Raw genomic sequence first — 23,832 nt, forward strand, 5'->3', positions numbered from 1 at the left:
TCTATCTCCCTAAGCCGTCTCTAAAACAGGCTTGTCAGTACCCTCAACAGCAGCCTTTGTGATACGAACTTTTGTTACATCTTCTTGGCTTGGAATTTCAAACATGATATCAAGCATCGTTTCTTCAATAATAGAACGTAAACCACGTGCACCAGTCTTGCGCTCGATAGCCTTATCAGCGATAGCCAATAGAGCATCCTGGTCAAATTCCAATTCTACACCATCATAAGATAATAAGGTTTGGTATTGTTTAACCAAAGCATTGCGTGGTTCTGTCAGAATACGAACCAGATCTTCTGCAGTAAGAAGTTCTAACGCTGCAACTACTGGTAAACGGCCAATAAACTCTGGAATCAGTCCAAACTTTTGAATATCCTCAGAAATTATCTCTTGCATATAAGAAGCGTTGTCATCAATTTTACGGCTTGTCTGTCCAAAACCAATAACTTTTTCGCCTAAACGTTGCTTCACAAGGTCTTCAATACCATCAAAAGCACCACCGACAATAAAAAGGATGTTCTTGGTATTAATTTGAATCATTTCTTGGTTAGGATGTTTACGCCCACCCTGTGGGGGAACACTTGCTACCGTACCCTCAATAATTTTAAGAAGGGCTTGCTGTACACCTTCACCAGACACATCACGTGTGATAGAAACATTTTCGCCTTTCTTAGCAATTTTATCTATTTCATCAACGTAGATAATACCACGCTCAGCACGTTCGACATTATAATCAGCAGCTTGAATCAATTTAAGAAGAATATTCTCAACATCTTCTCCAACGTATCCTGCTTCGGTCAATGAAGTCGCATCTGCAATAGCAAACGGTACATTAAGGCTTTTAGCCAGTGTTTGTGCTAAGAAGGTTTTTCCTGAGCCAGTTGGACCAATCATCAAAATGTTGGATTTTTGCAAATCTACATCATCGTCACTACTCTCGGTATAACTAACACGCTTGTAATGATTGTAGACAGCAACTGCTAAAGCACGTTTAGCACGATCTTGCCCTACAACATATTGATTTAATATTTCTAATAGTTCCTTAGGTTTTGGTACTTCTGCTAAATCAGCCAGTACTTCCTCAGCTAATTCTTCCTTAATAATTTCTTGTGATAAGGCCACACATTCATTACAAATGAAAACACCATTACCTGCAATAATTTTTTTTACTTCATCTTGGCTTTTGCCACAAAATGAACAATAGACATTCATATCGTTATTACGATTCCCAGCCATTTTTTCCTCAACTTTTCTATTCATTTAATTTAAAATAATGTTCCATAAAAGGCATGGATTGTGTTGACAAGGTTAGTGAAAGCATTCATCAAAAAAACTGTTCCTAATCCATATCTTTTTTTCTTTATAGCAGGAATTGCACATAAAACACAAATCACAGCTAAAAATGCGGTAAAGACCCCAAAAAGGCTACGTTGCATTGAATAGTATTCCTTCCTTATTTTTCAAAATATGTCACAGTAAAAGCATGAGCATTCTGCTCATCCTTTTCAAAATAATCTCTAGAGATAACTTTAAACTCAGATAGATTAACATCAGGAAAATAGGTATCACCTTTAAATTTTCCATGAACTTTAGTTTTTATGATTGCTTCACAATAAGGCAGAAATGCTTTATAAATACTTGCACCACCTACAATAAATAAGGTCTTATTATGTTCCTGAAACCATTTTATAACTTGTTCAACACTATTTAGGACTGTCACTCCATCTGCTTGGAATTGTTCATCTTTTGTTAAGATGATTGTCTCTCTACCAGGTAAAACACGACGGTTCATTCCATCAAAGGTCTTTCGTCCCATAAGCAAAGCCTGCCCCATGGTCGTTTCTTTGAAGTGATGTAACTCTTTAGGAAGCCTCCATGGTAAACCGCCATTAACTCCAATCAAATGGTCTTCATCTTCAGCCCAAATGGCAATTATTTGCTTTGTCATGACTTTTTTCCTCACTAACTTATCTCTAGATATTCTAACAAATTTTACCTCAAATTGCTTGTTAAAAAACATGAGATAGTTAGATTGCTAAATCAAAACGTAATTGAGGTTTAATTGGGTCATAATCAACTAACGCAAAATCATCTGGTTTAATATCAAAAAAGTCTGTTCCATCTGGAACATTCAATACTAGTTTGGGGTTACACTCAGACGGTTGGCGTTTTAAGAGTTCCTGAGCTTGTTCAAACTGGTTATCATAAATATGAAGATTATTGATAAAATAGAAAAACTTCCCAACTCTCCAACCAAAATGCTTTGCAATCATCATCTGAAGTGCTACATACTGCATAGCATTAATATGATGTGCAACTAACATGTCATTAGAACGTTGTGTTAATGTGGCATCCAAATAAAGCTCACCATTAACGCGTCTCACATCAAACATCGTTTGAAAAGCACAAGGTAGTAGGCCTTCTGTTTCTTCAAATGCTTCATAGTCCCATAATGAAATAACATTACGACGATTCCAAGGGTTATCTTCAAGCTGTTTTAAGAGTTTTGATATAATATTATGTTTTTTAACAACTGCACCGTAGCGCTGACCTATCGTGCCAGTATGGCCAACTTCCCAATCATTCCAGTATGTCACACCATATTTATCATTCAAAACTGCTAAATCATTTGTCTGATCTTGATAAATCCAGAAAATTTCTTTAATAGCAGATTTTATTGGAATTGGACGTAGAGTTGTAATAGGAAATTCACCCTTTGATAAATCATACTCTGCAAAGGCACCTGTAATATACTTAGAATTAGCCATTTCCCCATTTTTATATCTAGGTCTGGCTTGCTCGCTAAATACACCTTCAGACATAATTTTCGTGATATTGTCTTTAAATAATAAATCGGCTTTTGTCATGAGATACCTCCAAAGTCTTATTTTATCAGATTTTAAAAAGATATTCTAGTGAGAAACAAGACTTTGAAGGTTAAAGCTTTTTTTCATATTTTTAGCTTCTTTATGGTAAAATGGAATTTAGCAAAAATGACTTTTATTCAGAAAGGTTTACCAATGAAAATAGGAATTGATAAGATTGGTTTTGCAACCAGTCAATATGTCCTTGAAATGACTGATTTGGCTATTGCTCGCCAAGTTGACCCTGAAAAATTCAGCAAGGGATTATTGTTAGATTCACTTAGTATTACGCCAGTTACAGAAGATATCGTTACACTTGCAGCTTCTGCAGCTAATGATATTTTATCTGATGAGGACAAAGAAACTATTGATATGGTGATTGTCGCTACAGAATCAAGTATCGATCAGAGTAAGGCGGCTTCTGTCTATGTACATCAACTTTTAGAGATTCAACCTTTCGCAAGGTCATTCGAGATGAAAGAAGCATGCTATAGCGCAACTGCTGCTCTTGATTACGCTAAATTACATGTAGAAAAACATCCAGATTCTAAAGTATTAGTGATAGCTTCAGATATTGCTAAATATGGCATTAAATCTACTGGAGAATCCACTCAAGGTGCAGGCAGTATCGCTATGCTTATTAGTCAAAATCCATCCATTCTAGAGCTAAAAGAGGACCATCTAGCGCAAACCCGTGATATTATGGACTTTTGGCGACCAAATTATTCTGATGTTCCTTATGTTAATGGCATGTTTTCAACAAAACAATATCTAGATATGCTAAAAACTACTTGGAAAGAATATCAAAAACGTTTTAATACTAGTCTAAGTGACTATGCTGCTTTTTGTTTCCATATTCCTTTTCCAAAATTAGCTTTAAAGGGCTTTAATAAAATTCTAGATAATAACTTAGATGAACAAAAGAAAGCTGAACTACAAGAAAATTTTGAGCACTCTATTACCTATAGTAAGAAAATTGGAAATTGCTATACTGGCTCATTGTATCTAGGACTTCTATCGTTACTAGAAAATAGTCAAAATTTAAAAGCAGGTGATCAAATTGCCTTCTTTTCATACGGTAGCGGAGCTGTTGCTGAAATTTTTACCGGTCAGTTAGTAGACGGCTACCAAAATAAACTTCAGAGCGATCGTATGGATCAACTCAATAAACGTCAAAAAATTACAGTAACTGAGTATGAGAAACTCTTCTTTGAAAAAACAATCCTAGACGAAAATGGAAATGCTAACTTCAACACCTACCGGACTGGCACTTTTTCTCTAGACTCTATTTGCGAACATCAACGTATCTACAAGAAAATTAATAATTAATATGACAAAAATTTCCTGGACAGGATTTTCAAAAAAATCCCCTGAAGAACGTATTCATTACCTTGAAGAACAAGATTTTTTAGCTGATTCTTCCCTAGAAATAGTGACGAATCAGGACTTACTCTCTTTATCACTAGCCAATCAAATGGCTGAAAATGTCATCGGTCGAATAGCCTTACCATTTTCACTTGTCCCAGATGTTTTGGTTAACGGTAAAGTCTATCAAGTCCCATATGTCACTGAAGAACCGTCAGTTGTTGCTGCTGCAAGTTTTGCTGCTAAAATTATAAAACGATCTGGTGGTTTTCTGACAACTGTCCATAATCGTAAAATGATTGGACAAGTAGCCATTTATGATGTACAAGATAGTCAACACACTAAAGAATCTATATTAAATCAAAAACAGCAATTATTAGAAATAGCCAACGCTGCTCATCCATCAATAGTCAAGCGTGGAGGCGGTGCTTGCGACCTAACTATTGAGATTAAAGAAGACTTTTTGATTGTTTACCTTATGGTTGATACAAAAGAAGCCATGGGTGCTAATATGGTTAACACCATGATGGAAGCATTATCTTCGCCATTAGAAGACATTTCAAAAGGCAAAAGCTTAATGTCAATTTTATCTAACTATGCTACCGAATCTTTAGTGACTGCTACATGCCGAGTTGATTTAAGATTTCTAAGTCGCCAAAAAGAGGAGGCCATCAAGTTAGCTCAAAAAATGACGATGGCAAGTCAATTAGCTCAAGTAGACCCTTATCGTGCTAGCACACATAATAAAGGTATTTTTAATGGCATTGATGCTATCGTCTTAGCTACTGGAAATGATTGGCGAGCTATTGAAGCTGGAGCGCATACCTATGCTGTCAAAGATGGGCAATATCGAGGATTATCTAGATGGTCTTATAAGGTTGATGATAATTGCCTAGAAGGTACTCTGACGCTACCGATGCCTGTTGCAACAAAAGGTGGATCCATTGGTATTAACCCTAGTGTCCACCTAGCTCACGATCTACTAGGTCGTCCTAATGCTAAAGAGTTGGCAAGTATTATTCTTTCGATTGGACTAGCTCAAAATTTTGCGGCTCTTAAGGCATTGGTTAGCACAGGAATTCAAGCTGGTCACATGAAACTTCAAGCAAAGTCGTTGGCACTACTTGCTGGAGCTAAAGAAGAACAAATTTCAGAAGTCGTTAAACAGCTTCTAGACTCTAAACACATGAATCTAGAGACAGCACAAAAAATTGTCAATAAACTTACTAAAAGTAAAAAAAGAATTTGAGATGATTTTTCTCAAATTCTTTTTTTACTTGACTTGAATTTCCATAAGTGTATAATCTAGTTATAAAGACTAGATTATATGGAGTTTTAAAATGAATAAAAATCAATACCCAAAATGGGAAGAATTACCTGAACTAGATTTGTATCTTGACCAAGTACTTCTCTATGTGAATCAATTAATTAATCCTAAAACAATAACTAACGATAAACTACTCACCGCTTCGATGATCAACAATTATGTCAAACATAATTATATATCCAAACCTATAAAAAAAAAATACAATCGCCGTCAAGTAGCACGATTGATTGTTATTACAGCTTTTAAACAAGTTTTTGCTATTCAAGAAATCAGTCAAACATTAGAACTTCTGACAGCTGACAATCATTCTGAAGAAGCATATAACGGATTTGCTGCTTGTATGAACAAAGAAGAGGTTCACGATTTACCACCAGTTGTCATTAGTGCCTGTCAGACGTTGAACCTTTATCAAGAAACACAAAAATTAGTTTTAGAACTAGGAGGAAAAAATAAAAATGCTTAAAGAAATGTCTATCAAATTAAGTCCTCAACTTTCCTTTGGCGAAGAGCTTGCAAATAGTATCACTCACGCTGTAGGAGCTTTGCTTATGCTAATCCTATTACCAATCACCGCTGTCTATAGTCACAACCACTTCGGATTACAAGCAGCACTTGGTACCTCAATATTCGTCACTTCTTTATTTTTGATGTTTTTATCATCAAGTATTTACCACTCCATGACTTATAACAGTCTTCAAAAATATGTTCTACGCATGATTGATCACTCTATGATTTATATTGCTATTGCAGGTAGTTATACTCCTGTCGCATTGTCACTTATTGGCGGCTGGTTAGGATATCTCATCATTTTTTTACAATGGGGGATTACATTATTTGGTATCCTTTATAAAATCTTCGCTCCCAAAATCAATGATAAATTTAGCCTTGTACTTTACCTCATTATGGGATGGCTGGTTATCTTTATTTTCCCTGCTATTATCACAAAAACTGGACCAGCTTTTTGGGGATTACTCTTGGCTGGTGGTATTTGCTATACTATCGGTGCACTCTTTTATGCTCGCAAACGTCCTTATGATCACATGATTTGGCACCTTTTTATTCTATTAGCTTCTATTTTACAATACATTGGAATTGTCTACTTCATGCTATAAAATTTAACTACATTTTATTGATTATTTTTTTGCTAAACCATGATATAATAATAATCATCTAAATCTTAGAGAGAAGGCGTGGACATATGAAAAGTGCTTATATCTTTTTTAATCCAAAATCTGGTAAAGATGAACAAGCATTGGCACAAGAAGTAAAATCTTATTTAATAGAACATGATTTTCAAGACGATTATGTTCGTATTATTACACCTTCATCTGTTGAGGAAGCTGTCGCCTTAGCAAAAAAAGCATCTGAAGACCATATCGACTTGGTTATTCCTTTAGGGGGAGATGGCACTATTAATAAAATCTGTGGTGGTGTCTACGCTGGTGGTGCTTATCCTACTATCGGACTAGTACCTGCCGGGACCGTCAATAACTTTTCAAAAGCTTTGAACATCCCGCAAGAGAGGAATCTCGCTCTTGAAAACCTTCTAAACGGTCATGTAAAGTCCGTAGATATCTGTAAAGTTAATGACGATTACATGATTAGCAGTTTAACACTTGGTCTCCTTGCTGATATTGCTGCTAATGTCACTTCTGAAATGAAGCGTAAATTAGGCCCTTTTGCTTTCTTAGGTGATGCCTACCGTATATTAAAGCGTAATCGATCATATTCTATCACTCTTGCTTACGATAATAATGTACGGTCTTTACGCACGCGGTTACTCCTTATTACCATGACCAATTCGATTGCCGGTATGCCAGCCTTCTCTCCAGAAGCAACAATTGATGATGGACTTTTTAGAGTCTACACTATGGAACATATTCACTTCTTCAAATTATTGTTGCATCTAAGACAATTTCGTAAGGGAGATTTTAGTCAAGCAAAGGAGATAAAACATTTTCATACCAATAATCTGACTATTTCAACTTTTAAACGTAAAAAATCAGCTATCCCTAAAGTTCGTATTGATGGCGATCCAGGTGACCAATTACCTGTAAAAGTTGAAGTCATCCCTAAAGCCTTAAAGTTTATCATTCCTAACTCATTACCATAATATAAAAGGACCTAGACATAAGTATTAGAGTAAATACTATCTGTCTAGGTTCTTTTTTGTTATACTTAAAGCAATAAATATCATTGAAAGGAAGTATACGATGACAACATTTACTGCTAAATTTATTGACCAAGAGTGGGAAGTCCCAGTAGAATCAGGTCGCTACCATATGATTGTTGGGGAATTTTGTCCTTATGCACAACGTCCGCAGATTGCGCGCCAACTGCTTGGTTTGGATAAACATATTTCTATCAGTTTTGTGGATGATGTTCCAAGTGATATAGGACTTATTTTTAGTCAACCAGAACAGGTTACTGGTGCTAAGTCGCTTCGTGATATTTATCATTTGACTGACCCGACCTACCAAGGTCCTTATACTATCCCAATTTTAATTGACAAGACCGATAATCGTATTGTCTGTAAGGAATCTGCAGATTTGCTTCGACTTTTTACTACAGATTTCTCTGATTTGCATCAAGAGGATGCTCCTGTCCTTTTCAGCCAAGAAACTGCTTCACTTATTGATAATGACATTAAAGACATTAATAAGAACTTCCAAAGCTTAATGTATAAGTTAGCTTTTCTTGATAAACAAGCAGATTATGATACTTATAGTAAGGAATTCTTCACTTTTCTAGATCAAAAAGAACACTTACTAGGACAACGTCCTTTCTTGCTCGGAGATAATCTAAGTGAGGTTGATATTCATTTCTTTACACCATTAGTCCGATGGGATATTGCTGGGCGTGATCTTCTACTACTTAATCAGAAAGCGCTAGAAGACTACCCAAATATTTTTTCTTGGGCTAAAACTTTATACAATGACTTTAATTTAAAAACATTAACCAATCCACAATCCATAAAAAATAACTATTACTTAGGCAAATTTGGAAGAGCTGTTCGTCATCATACCATCGTCCCAACAGGTCCAAATATGGCAAAATGGGAAAAATAAAGCTAAAAAGCTAAGGCAATTCACAGCCTTAGCTTTTTAGCTATACTAGTCCAAAGTGGACCAATCAAATTCAATAAAAGTCTTGAAGAGATCTCCATAAGTACCACTGTAAGCAATATCTTTATCTTTATAAGTCATTTTCGTAATAGGATAATTATCAGGAACAGTAACACATCCCATTAAAACTCGAATAAAATCATTTGGATTTTCAAAAACTTGGCATCGTTCAGTGTCGTAAGCATCTTTATAATACAGTTTAATCATCTTATTACCTCTGACGTTTTACAAGGAAACTTTGACAGTAAGCTATATCTACTTCACAAAAATAATATCATTTAGCATTGGCTTCCTTCAATTGACCATACAATATATAATTGACTTGTCGTAAATCAGTTATTTTTTTACAATTCAGTGCACACATTATCATTCTTAAATCTTCTTTCCAAGAATTGAGAATTGCAATAACATCATCTACAGGATAACGCTCAACTAATTCTAAAACTGTTCTAGAAAGTCCAACAGCTTTAGCACCCAACACTAAACATTTTACCATATCTAAAGGATGACGAATGCCACCAGATGCTAGGATATCCATTTTGTCCATCATAGATTGAGCGTTTATTAAGGATTGAGCTGTTGTTTGCCCCCAGGTATTGAGATACGAACGGTCGCGTCCACGTTGATTTTCGATGTAAGCAAAACTAGTCCCCCCACGCCCCGAAATATCTACAGTTGTGATACCTATATCGTAAGCATCCTTTATTGATTGTAAATCCATCCCAAAACCAACCTCTTTTAAAATAAGTGGGCATTGGATATTGTCGACGTATTCTTTTAAGTGAGAACGCCACATGTGAAATTCACGCTCTCCTTCAGGCATCAAAAGTTCTTGCATCACATTAACATGAACTTGTAAAAAAATGGGGTTCATAGCCTTAACGGTTGACTCTGCTGCTGGTACAGGCTTGTCTAACCCTATATTTGTCGCCAGTTTTAAATCAGGATACAAGTCTGTTGTTGGGTAGGAATCATCTTCATCGTTTTTGAGAGCTGCCGAATATGAACCTGTCACCATAACAATCCCTGTAGCTTGAGCAACCTGTGCCAATTTATGATTGACTGCTTTCCCTTTTTCACTACCGCCTGTCATAGCATTGATATAAAAAGGAAATTCAAAGCTTTGACCAGCAAAATGTGTTGATAAATCGATATCGTTGACATTATATTTTGGTAAGGATGAATGTATTAACTCAATATCGTCAAAACTATTATAAGGCGACTGATATTTAAGAGCATATTTTATGTGATCATCTTTTCGATTTGTCATGACAGTGTCTCCTTACTAAGTAGTTCAATACCAGCACTCTCCCAACGCTTGATTAGAGTTTGATTATCATTTTTATTAAAGGATATGGCTATACCACAATCGCCTCCTCCAGATCCTGAAGATTTTGTGACTATATCTAGGCCTTTGCTTGCCTCTTTAAGCTTTTGAAGTTTATCGGTGTAAATAGATGGATGAAGATTAAATAATAGCAAGCTAATTTCTTCTAAACATCTCTTAATCGCTTCTTTATCTCCTTCTTTAAAGGCTGAAAGTAACTGGACAACTTGATACTTTGTATCATCTAAAAAACGCTGCGTAATAGTTGATTTAACTATATTTATCATTTCTTTTGAAATGGACGGTTGCATTGTCCATCCCACTAAAAAATCCATCTCCAATGAAGCTTGTATTTTGGTAATACGATAACCCCATTCAGCTTCCAATACTTGTTCCAAAGGTTTTGTTTCAATCATTTTTGAAACAGCCCTACGATCAAAAGCTGAATAAGAAATTAAATGCTCATAAGCAATACAAGCAATATCTCCCATTGAGCCATTATCACCTCTTTTTAAGATAACATAGGCAGATAATTTAAAAAGCAAGTCGCTTGGCATCTCTATCTCATAAAGCGCAGCCATAGCTTTAATAGTCAAAACGACAACACTTCCGCTAGAGCCTATACCAAATTTAAGTCCATAGCGCTCTAATTTTCCCGTAATTTCGAGGTGAATCGGTTTTATATTTTTGCCAAAATTAATCAACCATTCTTCCATAAGCAATATCGTTTCCTGAATGAGACTATATTGCTTATCTGGCTGTAAGCTTGCCGTATAGTTAAACATATCAGAATAAAGGCTGTAGTTATCTGCAAAAGTAGCTAATGCAGTCATATAAATAGGAACGTTCTTTAAAATAGCTACTTGCCCAGGATACAGTATCGCGTATTCACCTGCAATATATAATTTGCCACCTGTTTGCACCTTAACCATCTGCTAATTCCTTTGTCGTTGAAACAATAATACGATAATCTTTCTCCAAGATAGCAGCTAATGCCTCAAGGTCTTGACGTAAGCAAAGTACTTTAACATTTGGACCCGCATCCATCGTATAATAACATTCATGACCTTTTTCGCGAAGTTTCTTCACAACATCCATAGCTTTATATGTCTCTTCTGTCAAATATGAAAAGGCTGGAGTTGCTGTTTTAGTTGTTGAGTGCATTGCAAGTGCATTACGCTCTGTCAGTTGACCTACCTTTTGAAAATCATTATTTTTTAGGTATACTAACATATCTTGATAATCTTGTTCAGATTGCCTTACCCATTCATTAAAAGTAGTTGAAGTTTCGGTGCAGATTTTCATACCTTCACGGCTTGAAATCGGCTTTCTTTTGTCATTTAAGACCAGCATAATCATAGCTAAATCTAAATTAGTGTGAACTTTATAGATATCACCACTATCTTTATCCCAAGCAGCAACAGGTCCAAAAAAAGAGCGTGAAGAGGAGCCTGAAGCAAACTTGGCTTCTTGAGCTAGCTGTGATTGGCTAAGGTTAGTACCAAAAAAATCATTGCAGGCCTTTACTAAGGCTGATAAACCACTTGATGACGATGATAAGCCTGCAGCTGTTGGCATATTATTAGTTGTTTCAATCTTTACAAAGCCGGACTTATTTTGTCGAAAGCGATCCAAGATAGCTGACATTTTGTCATGTTCATGATCATTTTGAAGAACACCAGAGATGTAAAATTCATCTTTCTTAGCATCCTTCCCAAGGGCAGTCAAACGTGTTTCAGTGTACATGTTTTCAAGTGTTAGAGAAATACTACTGGTAGCTGGAATCATTTTTTCAGCATCTGCTTTTCCCCAATATTTGATAATAGCAATGTTAGCATAAGACTTAACACTTATACTTTTTCCGTCCATGTGTTGACAGCTCCTTCTCTTTCTAATTGCTGACTTAAGCGCTCAGCTTCTCTTTTTTCTTTTACAAGTGCGATAATACAACCACCTAATCCGCCGCCACTCATTTTAGCGCCTAGAGCACCACAACTAATAGCTACCTCTACCAGATGATCAGCTTCTAAACTTGAGACACCCAATTGTTTTAAACTTTGATGTGCTTTAGTCATCAAGCTACCAAGTTGTTTGGAATCACTTTTATGAATAGCATCCTCTGATGCCTCTGCTAAATAACCTAATTCTTTTAAAAAGGGTAGTACTGCCTCGCCAGATGATTTCACCTTATCCACTGCTTCTTTAGTATGCCCATGAATTCCTGTATCAGCAATAACTAAATAAGCATTCAAATGCATGGGTACTGTTGAAAAACCAATATTGCGGATAAATTTAATAGTATTTTCACTAAGACAAGTTTTTGCATCTAATCCACTCGGATTTGAATGTGCTATCATTTCTGCTCGATTAACAAGGCATTCTAACAAATCTGCCTCCAAATCTTCATCAAAATAATCAAAAACTGCACGAATAGCTGCAATAGCAACTGCAGCTGATGATCCCATACCACGTCTTTCTGGGACTTGTGACTCAATATGATATGCAATTTTAGAAGAAGTTTTACCTAAATAGTCCAAGGCAGCAAAAATGGCTGTCGACAAAGGATCAGTCATATCTAATGCTATTAATTGAGGAGCCTCTTCAATAAGGCAAGTTACTTCAATATTTTTTAAAGGAATAGCAATGGCTGGATAACCATATACTACTGAGTGCTCACCCATCAAGATAATCTTGCTATGAGCCTTTCCTATACCAAACTTTTCTTTCATCTTTTTCTCTTTACAATTCTATTACCTTACTATTTTAATATAAATCCTTAAAAAAAGCGACTTTAACGTGATAATAACATAAATTAAAGGAACTACAATTGCAGTCCCTTTAATCTTAAATGTAAATGACAAAGGTAATGGTATCATGTTTATAATTCACATCGATACTTCCTTTAAATAGATGCACTAAACTAGTTACGATAGAAAGACCAATACCATATCCCGATTTTTTGTTATTATGTGACTCATCCTCTCGATAAAATCGTTCAAAAAACTTGCTATAGTCTATGTCTTTACCATTCTTATAAGTATTTGAAACTTCAAGCTTAGCTCGTCTCAAACGACTTGAACGTGATAACTTAACTGTCACAGTCCCCATCGGATCACAATACTTATTAGCATTATCAACCAATAATGTAACCAATTCAAATAATGATTTTTCTTCAGCTTTGACATGAATACCTGGTTGGATACTCATTATAAAGTCTTTACCATCTTTAATGATTGGACCTTTAAAATCTTCTGCAGCATCTTTTGTAATATGTGAAAAGTCTAAGTCAACCATACTTATATCAGGCTGTTCTTCAAAGCGGGCAAGACTGACCATGCCATTAATTAGACCCGTTAAACGTTGGATTTGATCATTTGTAGATTTAGTCCACTCTGATTCACCACTCATCATTTCCACCAATTCATTATTAGCGGAGATGATAGCAAGTGGAGTTTTTAGTTCATGTCCTGCATTGGTAATAAAACGCCTTTGCTTTTCATAGTTAGCAACAAATGGTAAGATAACTCTCCCTGATAAAACTGAAACAATTACCATGAAGACGATAAAACTTACCAAGGACATCCATATTGAAAGTTGCAATAATCTTTGATTATCAAGATATTGGTTGGTTGTATCTAAAAATACCACTAAATAATCATTTTTACCAACCTTTTTTAGTAGATAAGAATAAGTACTAAAATTATAGGTGATATGACCTGAATGACTATTTTGTGATACGATACGCTTGGCATAATTTTTTATTTGCCTATCGCTTACTTCAAAGATATTTCTAGAATCAAAACTAGTCACGTTACCTTTTGCATCTGTTCGCGCACTGAAATAACGGAATTGGAAAATAGCGTCCGTTGATAGGTCATCACCTAATTCTTTACTAAATTCAAGTTTATTCGGTATACGTCCATTGTTGTCTGCAAGGATAGTTAACACACGATAAATTTCATTCTTCGTTTGATAGTGATTAGCAGAGTTGAGGACACCGACTACTGAAAATAAGACAACAAGAATAGCTAGCGCAGCTATTCCGATAAAACGAAGTCGTAAATTTCTAAACATTAGCCACCATTTATTTCACTTAATTTATAGCTACTACCTTCTTGACCAATAATCTCCAAGTTAGCACCAATTGCCTGCAATTTTTGTCTCAAATAAGAAACATAGATAAAGACGTATCCCTCATCTACATCTTCTTGGTCCTTATCTGCTCCCCAGACATGTTCGAAAAGTTGTTGTGTAGATAATTCTTTATCATGGTTCAACATGAAAAATGCTAACATTTTAGCTTCTTTACCCGCTAGACGAATAGTGTTTTCACATTGCAACTCTTGTTCACCGACTGATAAGGTTACTCTTCCCAATGACAATACATTAGGTGTGAAATCTTCCAATCTTCGGGACATAGAGCGAAGCCTTGCTAATAATTCTTTTAGAGAGAAGGGTTTTGTTAAATAATCATCTGCACCAGCATCTAGACCTGTTACTCTATCATCAATTTCTGCCATGGCTGTTAGCATAATAATGTGAGATTTATTTCCTGATTGTCTAATTTCTTTGACAGCCTCAACACCTGTTTTAACAGGCATCATGACATCCATAACCATGACATCATATGCATTTTGATTAGCTAAATCAATAGCAGTCTGACCATCGTAGGCGACATCAACAACATAACCTTGATGACTAATTGCCGTACTAAGGACGCGTGACATCTGTTCTTCATCTTCTGCAATTAATACTCTCATTTTATTCCTTCTTTGTTCCACTCTCTATCAATTGACGAATCGTTTGCATCGTTAAATCAACAGATGCTATTTCATCAGCACAACGTTTTAATTCTCTTACAATTCGTTCGGGATTTTCAATATCATGCTTGTATTTCATCTGATGTTCTAAACTAGCCCAAGAATCTTGCGCAATTGTACGCAACTGAATCTCCATGTAATATTTACCTTCTGAATTACCCAAACAGTCCGGATAGGGAGTATCAATTTCTAAAATCACATGGTAAGAGCGATACCCATTTGGCTTAACATGCTGGATATAGTCTTTTTCAACTACAATACGACAATCATCAAATGTCTTAATACGTTCTACAATTTGATAAATGTCGTTAACAAAACCACAAATAATACGGACTCCAATACTATCTCTAATAACTTTTAGTGCAGAATCTACTGTTACAGGTAACTGTTTACGACGACATTTCTCTATCATACTATCTGATGTCTTAATACGACCAATGATATGTTCGTACAATTTATAGCCTGTTTCAACCTTAGCTTTATCATTTTCTAATTGGATACGCTGACTGAAATCTTCTAAAATTAATGGTAGATATCGACCATAATCTCCATAAATATTTGTTTCCATAAGAAACCTTCCTATTCTCTCTTAAGCTCCATTATATCATAGAAACTTAAGGCAAACTAAAAAGGAATGAGAATTTTTTCTTCCCATTTCCTTCTAAAATGTTTATGTTAAGCTGATTCGAATTGAGAATTATACAGATCAGCATAAAAACCACTTTGAGACATCAAAACATCATGATTGCCTTGCTCAATGATATTCCCATCTTTCATGACCAAAATCAAGTCTGCGTTTTTAATCGTTGATAAACGATGTGCGATAACAAATGATGTTCTTCCTTCCATAAGTTTGTCCATAGCTTTTTGAATTAACTCTTCTGTACGTGTATCAACAGATGAAGTTGCTTCATCTAAGATAAGTAAGGGAGAATTTTTCAAAAGAGCTCGAGCAATGGTTAATAATTGCTTTTGTCCAACTGACAATGTCACAGCGTCATCAAGGACAGTATCATACCCTTTAGGTAGTGTCATTATAAAATGATGTATACCGACTGCCTTAGCAGCTTCTTGAACCTCATCATCACTGATTGTCGTCTGGTTAAAAATCAAATTTTCTTTAATAGTTCCCTCAAACAACCATGTATCTTGAAGAACCATCGAGAAAGCATCATGAACTTGACTACGTTTCATGTCTTGGATATTGATGTCATCTATGGAAATACTACCTGAATTAACATCATAAAAACGCATCAATAAATTAACAATTGTCGTTTTACCTGCGCCAGTTGGTCCTACAATAGCAACTTTCTGACCAGGCTGTGCCTCCGAAGTAAAGTCATGAATAATAGTCTTGTTATCACTATAACCAAACTTGACATGTTCAAAGGACACATGCCCCTTAAACTTAGGAAAATTTAACACTTTGTGTTTATCCTCTTGCATATTTGTTTCATTTAAAAATTCAAAAACACGTCCCATGGCTGCACTAGCAGACTGTAATTGTGTAATTCCTTGAGCAATCTGACCAATAGGCTGTGTAAAAATACGAACATAGGTCATAAAAGCAACAATTGTACCCATAGTAATTGTTCCTTTGATAGCTAACATGGCACCAACCACACACACCATCACATAACCAAAATTACCAATAAACTGCATCAGAGGCATCATAATTCCAGAGAAAAATTGTGATTTCCACATGGAACTGTGAAGTTTATCATTTAATAGTTGAAAATCTGACTTAGCCTGCTGTCTTGCATTATGACTAGTAACAATGTTGTGTCCTGAGTAAATTTCTTCTACATATCCAGATATATTAGCCAAATTCACCTGTTGCTTTTTAAATAAAGGCTGACTCTTCACCATAATGATTGAAGAAAGAGCGAATCCTGAAAATACCGATATAATCGCCGTTGTTGCTAAATGCCAATCTGTTTTGAACATCATAATTAATGAACTAACCAATAACACTGTAGATGCAACCATAGTAACTAAACTTTGGTTAAAAGACTGTGTCATCAAATCCACATCATTTGTAACACGAGATAAAGTATCACCTTGAGTATGGCTATCAAAATAACTCAAAGGTATTTTATTGATTTTATCAGCAATAGCATTGCGCATACCTTGAGCAAATTTTTGAATAATAGTCGTCACAATAAAACTTGCTAGATAGGATACTAATGCACCTAAAACATATAATACTGCCAATTGCCCTGCAATATGACCGATTTTGGCTAAGTCAATATTACCAGCCAAGCCTTTTACCATAAGATCCGTCATCTCTTTAAGACGGTCTGGTCCTATAACTGTTGTCAAGCTTGATAAAGTTGCTAACACAATTGCTAACGCAAAAAGAAGTTTGTAACCTTTGAGGTACGGAGATAAATTAGAGAAAAAAGACGTTTTTTGTGATTTAGTTTTCATTTTCCAATTCCTCCTTAGACAATTGAGAATAGGCTATCTCTTGATATACTTCATTATTTGATAACAATTCCTTATGTGTTCCTTGCCCAACAACTTTACCTTGATCTAGCACTAAAATGAGATCAGCATCCATGATAGTTGAAATGCGTTGAGCGACAATTAATTTCGTCATAGCAGCTGTTTTTTCTTTCAGCACATGGCGTAAAATATGATCTGTTTTATAATCTAACGCTGAAAATGAGTCATCAAAAATGAGAATTTCAGGGTGACGTGCTAAAGCACGTGCGATTGCCAAGCGTTGTTTTTGTCCTCCTGAAAAGTTACTACCACCTTGAGCGACTTCTGTATCTAATCCTTTTTCTTTAGCTTCTATAAATTCTTTAGCTTGCGCTAATTCGAGTGCTTGCCAAATTTGTTCATCACTAAGTTCCTCCCTGCCACTCTCTCCAAAAATCATATTAGAACGTACTGTCCCACTAAAGAGAACAGCTTTCTGTGGAATATAGCCAATTTTATTATTCAAATCATTGTGAGAGTATTCCTTTATATCAATGCCATCAAGTTTAATTGACCCCTCTGTGGCGTCATAAAAACGTGGAACTAAATTGACTAAAGTGGATTTTCCAGAACCTGTAGACCCAATAAATGCCACTGTCTGACCAGTATCTGCTTTGAAAGATACATGTTCAATAACCGCTTCAGAATCTTTACTATAATGAAATGACACATCTTGAAACTCAATTTGACCTTTTGGTGCACTTTGGATATGACTATTTTCTTTAAAAGTTACTGTTGGGGCTAAAGTTAGTACCTCATTAATACGTCTAGCCGATACTAAAGCACGAGGCATGATGATAAAAATAGCTACCATCATCATAAATCCCATAACAACTTGCATAGCATAAGATGAAAAAACAACCATGTTTGAAAAAAGATCCACTCGATCAGTGATAGCTGATTTAGCAGCCAATACAGATACACTTGTTCCTGTAACTTTAGGCACAGAAATATCATTAATCAAATAAGAGCCAATCCAATAAATAGCTAAAGTCAATCCAGATGAAACCACTGTCATCACAGGATTCATAAGCGACATCAATCTATAAACAAAAAGGTTCAATTTTGTTAAATCGTCATTTTCACGTTTGAACTTATCTGTTTGATACTTTTCAGCATTGTAGGCACGAATAACTCTAACACCAGAGAGTGCCTCTCTAGTAGTTGCATTAAGCGCATCTGTAAAACCTTGGATTTGACGTTGTCTCGGAAAAGCAAGTAAGAGTAGAACGCTAAGTAATATCATAACGATAATAACCGCTACTCCAGCTGCCCCAGTCCATTGATCGCTTTTACCCCAAATTTTAGTCAAGGCCCATATTGCCATAATTGGTCCACGGGTAACAACCTGCATTCCCATTACAATAAGGATCTGTAGCTGAGTCAAGTCGTTAGTTGTGCGCGTTAATAGAGAGGGGATAGAAAATCGCTTAATTTCTGCATCAGAATAATCCATCACATGGTTAAAAATATCTGAACGTAATCGACTAGTAAAACTAGCTGCTGTCCTAGCACCTAAAAAACCTACCATTACTGCTACTAAAAAACTACCAAATGAAAAAGCAAGCATTTTTAGTCCAGGATCCCAAAGAGCCTCTAACTTTGTACCTTTAGTTTGCAACATACGTGTGATATCAGACATATATTCTGGAGTCTTTAGGTCCATCCAAACCGCTAGACACACTAATATAGTACTCGCCACAATCATCAACCATTCTTTACCATTGAGTCGCTTGAAAATATTAAACATCGCAAACTCCTTTTACTTTCATATTTATCCTATTATCCTAAAATAGTTAATCAAAATCTTCCATCGCCATATTTTTAGCTAATGTTCTAATAACCTTTTTGGTAGTACGTATCTCTTCTTTAGTAATACCTGCTAACATGGTACTGTGCAATTTTTCTAAGAAAATTTCAAATTGTGTAGCCTTTTGTTTACCTAGATGAGTCAAATAAAGGTATTTCACACGCTTATCTGTCTTAGATGGAACAATCGCAATAAATCCATTTTTTTCCATCCGTTTTACCAAATTAGACGCTACAGACTTAGAAATGTGTAAAATTTCTTCAGCATCTTTTATAGACATATCCTTGTCAGGATGTTTATAGAGATGCATCACTAAGTGTCCTTGTGGACCCGCTAAATGTTCAACATCATACTCTTTTGCATAACGATCTAAATACTTTTCAAGTTGATTAACAAGTATTCGTGCTTTTTGAAGAGGATTCTCCATAATAATACTCCTTTAATAGTTATCGTGAGAACTATTTTAAAACAACCTTTATTAATTGTCAATTAAAAGTTACCGTGAGAACTATTTTTACATTAATATTTCTAAAAAACACCTATCATTCGTCAAATAAAAAATGACTTCGCTTACTTTTTAATATTAAAAATATATGTTCGTTTTTTATATTTTTAATTATAAATTTATATTGATTTTTAATGTAAATGATAGTAAAATACAAATGTAATACTTATTTAATTTACAGGAGATTTAAATGAAAAAGAAAATTATTTTGAAAAGTAGTGTCCTTGGTTTAGTCGCTGGGACTTCTATTATGTTCTCAAGCGTATTCGCTGACCAAGTCGGCGTCCAAGTTATAGGCGTCAATGACTTTCATGGTGCACTTGACAATACTGGAACAGCAAATATGCCTGACGGAAAAGTTACTAATGCTGGCACTGCTGCTCAATTAGATGCTTATATGGATGATGCTCAAAAAGATTTCAAACAAACTAACCCTAATGGTGAAAGCATTAGAGTTCAAGCTGGTGATATGGTTGGAGCAAGTCCAGCTAACTCAGGGCTTCTTCAAGATGAACCAACCGTTAAAACATTTAATGCAAAGAATGTTGAGTATGGCACATTAGGTAACCATGAATTTGATGAAGGTTTGGCAGAATACAATCGTATCGTTACTGGAAAGGCCCCTGCTCCAGATTCTAATATAAATAATATTACGAAATCATACCCACACGAAGCTGCAAAACAAGAAATTGTAGTGGCAAACGTTATTGATAAAGTTAACAAACAAATCCCTTACAATTGGAAACCTTACACTATTAAAAATATTCCTGTAAATAACAAAAGTGTGAACGTTGGCTTTATCGGAATCGTTACCAAAGACATCCCAAACCTTGTCTTACGTAAAAATTATGAACAATATGAATTTTTAGATGAAGCTGAAACAATCGTTAAATACGCCAAAGAATTACAAGCTAAAAATGTCAAGGCTATTGTAGTCCTTGCTCATGTACCTGCAACAAGCAAGGATGATATTGCTGAAGGTGAAGCAGCAGAAATGATGAAAAAAGTCAATCAACTCTTCCCTGAAAATAGCGTAGATATTGTCTTTGCTGGACACAATCATCAATATACAAATGGTCTTGTTGGTAAAACTCGTATTGTACAAGCGCTCTCTCAAGGAAAAGCCTATGCTGATGTACGTGGTGTCCTAGATACTGATACACAAGATTTCATTGAAACCCCTTCAGCTAAAGTAATTGCAGTTGCTCCTGGTAAAAAAACAGGTAGTGCCGATATTCAAGCCATTGTTGACCAAGCTAATACTATCGTTAAACAAGTAACAGAAGCTAAAATTGGTACTGCCGAGGTAAGTGGCATGATTACGCGTTCTGTTGATCAAGATAATGTTAGTCCGGTAGGCAGCCTCATCACAGAGGCTCAACTAGCAATTGCTCGAAAAAGCTGGCCAGATATCGATTTTGCCATGACAAATAATGGTGGCATTCGTGCTGACTTACTCATCAAACCAGATGGAACAATCACCTGGGGAGCTGCACAAGCAGTTCAACCTTTTGGTAATATCTTACAAGTCGTCGAAATTACTGGTAGAGATCTTTATAAAGCACTCAACGAACAATACGACCAAAAACAAAATTTCTTCCTTCAAATAGCTGGTCTGCGATACACTTACACAGATAATAAAGAGGGCGGGGAAGAAACACCATTTAAAGTTGTAAAAGCTTATAAATCAAATGGTGAGGAAATCAATCCTGATGCAAAATACAAATTAGTTATCAATGACTTTTTATTCGGTGGTGGTGATGGCTTTGCAAGCTTCAGAAATGCCAAACTTCTAGGAGCCATTAATCCCGATACAGAGGTATTTATGGCCTATATCACTGATTTAGAAAAAGCTGGTAAAAAAGTGAGCGTTCCAAATAATAAACCTAAAATCTATGTCACTATGAAGATGGTTAATGAAACTATTACACAAAATGATGGTACATATAGCATTATTAAGAAACTTTATTTAGATCGACAAGGAAATATTGTAGCACAAGAGATTGTATCAGACACTTTAAACCAAACAAAATCAAAATCTACAAAAATCAACCCTGTAACTACAATTCACAAAAAACAATTACACCAATTTACAGCTATTAACCCTATGAGAAATTATGGCAAACCATCAAACTCCACTACTGTAAAATCAAAACAATTACCAAAAACAAACTCTGAATATGGACAATCATTCCTTATGTCTGTCTTTGGTGTTGGACTTATAGGAATTGCTTTAAATACAAAGAAAAAACATATGAAATAATAAAAATAGGTTTGGATAAAATATCCAAACCTATTTTTATATCAATATGCCTTCCAAATGATCTAACTCGTGTTGACAAATTTGAGCTGGAAAATCTGTCAACTTGATTTGCTGTTCTTTCCAATTGATATCACGATAAGAAATCGTAATGTGATGATATCGTTGTGTACTTCTGCAACCTACGAGAGAAAGGCAAGATTCTTCTGTCTCATATGGATCCGATTTTGCAACTAATACAGGGTTAAACATTACTAAATTTGTAATACCCACATTGATGATAATGACACGCTTCAGACTACCAATCATATTGGCTGCCATACCTACACAATAATTTTGATTAGCATGCAAAGTATCCTGTAAATCTTTTGCTAAGCTCACATCTGCTCTACTAGCCATTTGTGATTTTTGTTGTAAAAAGAAAGTATCTCTAACAATTGGTTTTATCATTTATTTTAACCTAACTCTATTATGATAATACTAGTATACCATAGGTTAGCTAAGGACTATGATAAGAGATTAAACAATACCTTGTGCAGACATAGCTTGAGCAACTTTTAAAAAGCCTGCAATGTTAGCACCTAGAACCAGGTTACCACTATCGCCAAATTCATCAGCCGCTTTGGAAGCATTCACAAAAATAGTTTTCATAATACGTTGCAATTCTTGATCAACTTCTTCAAAAGTCCATGCCCTACGACTAGAATTTTGTGCCATTTCAAGCGCTGAAACAGCTACTCCTCCTGCATTGGCAGCTTTAGCAGGACCAAAAGCAACCCCTGCCTTTTGGAAAACTTTAATAGCACCCAAGGTAGATGGCATATTTGCTCCTTCTGTTACTGCCAAGACACCATTTTCAACTAATAACTTAGCGTCTTCTTCGTCTAATTCGTTTTGAGTAGCACACGGGAAAGCTAAATCTGCTTTAATAGACCAGATACTACCTTGATCTGCTGGTGTGAAATTAGCTTTTGGATGTTTCTCCGTATATTTAACAATACGTGCTCTTTCAACCTCTTTTATCTGTTTCAATGTTTCAAGGTCAATACCGTCTGGATCATAAACATAACCTGAAGAATCTGACACAGCTACAACAGTTGCACCCAACTCTTGTAATTTTTCAGTAGCATAAATAGCCACGTTACCAGATCCCGAAACCAGTGCAACTTTGCCAGTTAAATCTTGACCACACGCTGCCAGCATTTCTTTAGCAAAATAGACTGCCCCATAACCAGTTGCTTCTGTACGAGCCAAAGAGCCACCATAAGTCAGTCCTTTTCCGGTTAAAACCCCATTTTGATAACCATTTAAACGCTTATATTGACCATAAAGATAACCAATTTCACGTCCACCTACTCCAATATCGCCAGCTGGCACATCTAAATCTGGTCCAATGTATTTTTGAAGTTCGGTCATAAAACTTTGTGTGAAACGCATCACTTCATTATCTGATTTCCCTTTTGGATCAAAGTTCGACCCTCCTTTGCCACCACCAATTGGTAGACCTGTCAGTGAATTCTTAAAAATTTGTTCAAATCCTAAAAATTTGACAATAGATTGTGTTACTGTAGGGTGAAAACGTAAACCACCTTTATAAGGACCAATAGCTGATGAAAATTGTACACGATATCCTCGGTTAACTTGAACTTGGCCTTTATCATCTACCCATGGAACTCTAAAAGAAATCACGCGCTCAGGCTCAACCAAACGTTCTAAAAGATTTTCTTCAATGTACTGAGGGTATTTATCAAAAACTGGTACTAGTGACTCAAAAACCTCTTCAACCGCTTGTAGAAATTCTTCCTCATGCTCATTTTGCTTCTTCACTTTCTCTAAAACACTTGCTACATATGTCTTTCCGCTTGTCATTTATTTTCCTCCGTATTGTTTTAATATAGTTAGCATTATAAATTGTCAGAATTTTCTTGTCAACTATTTGCTA

The 23,832-nt window shown here is 35.6% G+C and carries 23 protein-coding genes; 7 read left to right on the forward strand and 16 right to left on the reverse strand.

What is annotated here, in order from left to right:
• Positions 1-9 precede the first annotated feature (9 nt).
• The 3 genes from clpX to EGX96_RS00665 form a co-directional block, all read right to left on the reverse strand.
• Positions 10-1,236 carry an ATP-dependent Clp protease ATP-binding subunit ClpX gene (clpX, locus tag EGX96_RS00650; protein ID WP_000918415.1) on the reverse strand — a complete coding sequence of 409 codons (1,227 nt, stop codon included), beginning with the start codon at positions 1,234-1,236 and terminating at the stop codon, positions 10-12.
• Between the two features lie 217 nt (positions 1,237-1,453).
• Positions 1,454-1,948 (reverse strand): dihydrofolate reductase, encoded by a 495-nt coding sequence (locus tag EGX96_RS00660; protein WP_000166043.1) that lies wholly within the window; start codon positions 1,946-1,948, stop codon positions 1,454-1,456.
• Between the two features lie 79 nt (positions 1,949-2,027).
• Positions 2,028-2,867, reverse strand: coding sequence for a thymidylate synthase (locus tag EGX96_RS00665; protein WP_000158595.1), 840 nt, complete (start codon positions 2,865-2,867; stop codon positions 2,028-2,030).
• Between the two features lie 153 nt (positions 2,868-3,020).
• On the opposite strand from EGX96_RS00665, the gene EGX96_RS00670 reads away from it, so the two are divergent.
• From EGX96_RS00670 to EGX96_RS00695, 6 genes are all read left to right on the forward strand, one after another.
• A complete protein-coding gene (locus tag EGX96_RS00670; protein ID WP_025195382.1) occupies positions 3,021-4,193 on the forward strand; it encodes a hydroxymethylglutaryl-CoA synthase in 1,173 nt (390 codons plus the stop codon).
• A gap of 1 nt (position 4,194) precedes the next feature.
• A complete protein-coding gene (locus EGX96_RS00675) occupies positions 4,195-5,478 on the forward strand; it encodes a hydroxymethylglutaryl-CoA reductase, degradative (protein ID WP_000161685.1) in 1,284 nt (427 codons plus the stop codon).
• Between the two features lie 91 nt (positions 5,479-5,569).
• Positions 5,570-6,019 (forward strand): DUF1836 domain-containing protein, encoded by a 450-nt coding sequence (locus tag EGX96_RS00680; RefSeq protein WP_001039194.1) that lies wholly within the window; start codon positions 5,570-5,572, stop codon positions 6,017-6,019.
• Positions 6,012-6,668, forward strand: a complete 657-nt coding sequence (trhA, locus tag EGX96_RS00685; protein WP_000910676.1) for a PAQR family membrane homeostasis protein TrhA — start codon at positions 6,012-6,014, stop codon at positions 6,666-6,668. The genes EGX96_RS00680 and trhA overlap by 8 nt, the downstream gene beginning before the upstream one ends.
• 86 nt (positions 6,669-6,754) lie before the next feature.
• Positions 6,755-7,669, forward strand: a complete 915-nt coding sequence (locus EGX96_RS00690; RefSeq protein WP_000833757.1) for a diacylglycerol/lipid kinase family protein — start codon at positions 6,755-6,757, stop codon at positions 7,667-7,669.
• Positions 7,670-7,769: 100 nt separating this feature from the next.
• Positions 7,770-8,624 carry a glutathione S-transferase C-terminal domain-containing protein gene (locus tag EGX96_RS00695; protein ID WP_000206690.1) on the forward strand — a complete coding sequence of 285 codons (855 nt, stop codon included), beginning with the start codon at positions 7,770-7,772 and terminating at the stop codon, positions 8,622-8,624.
• Between the two features lie 45 nt (positions 8,625-8,669).
• Here EGX96_RS00695 and EGX96_RS00700 read toward each other — a convergent pair whose 3' ends face one another.
• From EGX96_RS00700 to EGX96_RS00750, 11 genes are all read right to left on the reverse strand, one after another.
• Complete coding sequence (locus tag EGX96_RS00700) at positions 8,670-8,888, reverse strand: DUF4649 family protein (RefSeq protein ID WP_000594209.1); 219 nt, start codon at positions 8,886-8,888, stop codon at positions 8,670-8,672.
• A gap of 67 nt (positions 8,889-8,955) precedes the next feature.
• A complete protein-coding gene (gene fni / locus EGX96_RS00705; RefSeq protein ID WP_000184902.1) occupies positions 8,956-9,951 on the reverse strand; it encodes a type 2 isopentenyl-diphosphate Delta-isomerase in 996 nt (331 codons plus the stop codon).
• Entirely contained in the window at positions 9,948-10,940 is a 993-nt protein-coding gene (locus tag EGX96_RS00710; protein WP_000241523.1) for a phosphomevalonate kinase, read from the reverse strand. Before EGX96_RS00710 ends, fni begins: the two co-directional genes overlap by 4 nt.
• Positions 10,933-11,877, reverse strand: coding sequence for a diphosphomevalonate decarboxylase (gene mvaD, locus EGX96_RS00715; RefSeq protein ID WP_000348821.1), 945 nt, complete (start codon positions 11,875-11,877; stop codon positions 10,933-10,935). Before mvaD ends, EGX96_RS00710 begins: the two co-directional genes overlap by 8 nt.
• Positions 11,859-12,737, reverse strand: coding sequence for a mevalonate kinase (gene mvk, locus EGX96_RS00720; RefSeq protein WP_000659719.1), 879 nt, complete (start codon positions 12,735-12,737; stop codon positions 11,859-11,861). The genes mvaD and mvk overlap by 19 nt, the downstream gene beginning before the upstream one ends.
• A gap of 115 nt (positions 12,738-12,852) precedes the next feature.
• Positions 12,853-14,082 carry a sensor histidine kinase gene (locus EGX96_RS00725; protein WP_000489528.1) on the reverse strand — a complete coding sequence of 410 codons (1,230 nt, stop codon included), beginning with the start codon at positions 14,080-14,082 and terminating at the stop codon, positions 12,853-12,855.
• Positions 14,082-14,768: a response regulator transcription factor gene (locus tag EGX96_RS00730; protein ID WP_001264419.1), complete on the reverse strand. Its 687-nt coding sequence runs from the start codon at positions 14,766-14,768 to the stop codon at positions 14,082-14,084. The genes EGX96_RS00725 and EGX96_RS00730 overlap by 1 nt, the downstream gene beginning before the upstream one ends.
• A 1-nt stretch (position 14,769) precedes the next feature.
• Positions 14,770-15,396 carry a GTP pyrophosphokinase gene (locus EGX96_RS00735; protein WP_000449644.1) on the reverse strand — a complete coding sequence of 209 codons (627 nt, stop codon included), beginning with the start codon at positions 15,394-15,396 and terminating at the stop codon, positions 14,770-14,772.
• A gap of 107 nt (positions 15,397-15,503) precedes the next feature.
• Positions 15,504-17,258: an ABC transporter ATP-binding protein gene (locus EGX96_RS00740; protein ID WP_123957806.1), complete on the reverse strand. Its 1,755-nt coding sequence runs from the start codon at positions 17,256-17,258 to the stop codon at positions 15,504-15,506.
• Positions 17,248-19,065, reverse strand: a complete 1,818-nt coding sequence (locus EGX96_RS00745; protein WP_000481813.1) for an ABC transporter ATP-binding protein — start codon at positions 19,063-19,065, stop codon at positions 17,248-17,250. Before EGX96_RS00745 ends, EGX96_RS00740 begins: the two co-directional genes overlap by 11 nt.
• Positions 19,066-19,111: 46 nt before the next feature.
• Positions 19,112-19,552, reverse strand: coding sequence for a MarR family winged helix-turn-helix transcriptional regulator (locus EGX96_RS00750; protein WP_000431168.1), 441 nt, complete (start codon positions 19,550-19,552; stop codon positions 19,112-19,114).
• Between the two features lie 268 nt (positions 19,553-19,820).
• Here EGX96_RS00750 and EGX96_RS00755 point away from each other — a divergent pair, with 268 nt between their 5' ends.
• On the forward strand, positions 19,821-21,893 hold the full coding sequence (locus EGX96_RS00755) for a surface-anchored 5'-nucleotidase (protein ID WP_000726920.1): 2,073 nt from the start codon (positions 19,821-19,823) through the stop codon (positions 21,891-21,893).
• A gap of 36 nt (positions 21,894-21,929) precedes the next feature.
• Here EGX96_RS00755 and EGX96_RS00760 read toward each other — a convergent pair whose 3' ends face one another.
• Together EGX96_RS00760 and gdhA are read right to left on the reverse strand one after the other, a co-directional pair.
• Positions 21,930-22,340, reverse strand: a complete 411-nt coding sequence (locus EGX96_RS00760; RefSeq protein WP_000594935.1) for a peptide deformylase — start codon at positions 22,338-22,340, stop codon at positions 21,930-21,932.
• A 69-nt stretch (positions 22,341-22,409) separates the two neighbouring features.
• Positions 22,410-23,759 (reverse strand): NADP-specific glutamate dehydrogenase, encoded by a 1,350-nt coding sequence (gene gdhA / locus EGX96_RS00765; RefSeq protein WP_000200435.1) that lies wholly within the window; start codon positions 23,757-23,759, stop codon positions 22,410-22,412.
• Positions 23,760-23,832: the final 73 nt, after the last annotated feature.

The organism is Streptococcus sp. FDAARGOS_520, from assembly GCF_003812685.1.
GTDB lineage: Bacteria > Bacillota > Bacilli > Lactobacillales > Streptococcaceae > Streptococcus > Streptococcus agalactiae.

Coding starts and splice junctions, on each gene's coding strand:
- EGX96_RS00730 (WP_001264419.1), bottom strand. CDS start 14,768: ATGAGAGTATTAATTGCAGAAGATGAAGAACAGATGTCACGCGTCCTT.
- EGX96_RS00735 (WP_000449644.1), bottom strand. CDS start 15,396: ATGGAAACAAATATTTATGGAGATTATGGTCGATATCTACCATTAATT.
- EGX96_RS00675 (WP_000161685.1), top strand. CDS start 4,195: ATGACAAAAATTTCCTGGACAGGATTTTCAAAAAAATCCCCTGAAGAA.
- trhA (WP_000910676.1), top strand. CDS start 6,012: ATGCTTAAAGAAATGTCTATCAAATTAAGTCCTCAACTTTCCTTTGGC.
- fni (WP_000184902.1), bottom strand. CDS start 9,951: ATGACAAATCGAAAAGATGATCACATAAAATATGCTCTTAAATATCAG.
- EGX96_RS00740 (WP_123957806.1), bottom strand. CDS start 17,258: ATGAAAACTAAATCACAAAAAACGTCTTTTTTCTCTAATTTATCTCCG.
- EGX96_RS00665 (WP_000158595.1), bottom strand. CDS start 2,867: ATGACAAAAGCCGATTTATTATTTAAAGACAATATCACGAAAATTATG.
- EGX96_RS00725 (WP_000489528.1), bottom strand. CDS start 14,082: ATGTTTAGAAATTTACGACTTCGTTTTATCGGAATAGCTGCGCTAGCT.
- mvaD (WP_000348821.1), bottom strand. CDS start 11,877: ATGGACGGAAAAAGTATAAGTGTTAAGTCTTATGCTAACATTGCTATT.
- EGX96_RS00695 (WP_000206690.1), top strand. CDS start 7,770: ATGACAACATTTACTGCTAAATTTATTGACCAAGAGTGGGAAGTCCCA.
- EGX96_RS00690 (WP_000833757.1), top strand. CDS start 6,755: ATGAAAAGTGCTTATATCTTTTTTAATCCAAAATCTGGTAAAGATGAA.
- EGX96_RS00670 (WP_025195382.1), top strand. CDS start 3,021: ATGAAAATAGGAATTGATAAGATTGGTTTTGCAACCAGTCAATATGTC.
- EGX96_RS00760 (WP_000594935.1), bottom strand. CDS start 22,340: ATGATAAAACCAATTGTTAGAGATACTTTCTTTTTACAACAAAAATCA.
- EGX96_RS00700 (WP_000594209.1), bottom strand. CDS start 8,888: ATGATTAAACTGTATTATAAAGATGCTTACGACACTGAACGATGCCAA.
- gdhA (WP_000200435.1), bottom strand. CDS start 23,759: ATGACAAGCGGAAAGACATATGTAGCAAGTGTTTTAGAGAAAGTGAAG.
- EGX96_RS00710 (WP_000241523.1), bottom strand. CDS start 10,940: ATGGTTAAGGTGCAAACAGGTGGCAAATTATATATTGCAGGTGAATAC.
- EGX96_RS00680 (WP_001039194.1), top strand. CDS start 5,570: ATGAATAAAAATCAATACCCAAAATGGGAAGAATTACCTGAACTAGAT.
- mvk (WP_000659719.1), bottom strand. CDS start 12,737: ATGAAAGAAAAGTTTGGTATAGGAAAGGCTCATAGCAAGATTATCTTG.
- EGX96_RS00755 (WP_000726920.1), top strand. CDS start 19,821: ATGAAAAAGAAAATTATTTTGAAAAGTAGTGTCCTTGGTTTAGTCGCT.
- EGX96_RS00660 (WP_000166043.1), bottom strand. CDS start 1,948: ATGACAAAGCAAATAATTGCCATTTGGGCTGAAGATGAAGACCATTTG.
- clpX (WP_000918415.1), bottom strand. CDS start 1,236: ATGGCTGGGAATCGTAATAACGATATGAATGTCTATTGTTCATTTTGT.
- EGX96_RS00750 (WP_000431168.1), bottom strand. CDS start 19,552: ATGGAGAATCCTCTTCAAAAAGCACGAATACTTGTTAATCAACTTGAA.
- EGX96_RS00745 (WP_000481813.1), bottom strand. CDS start 19,065: ATGTTTAATATTTTCAAGCGACTCAATGGTAAAGAATGGTTGATGATT.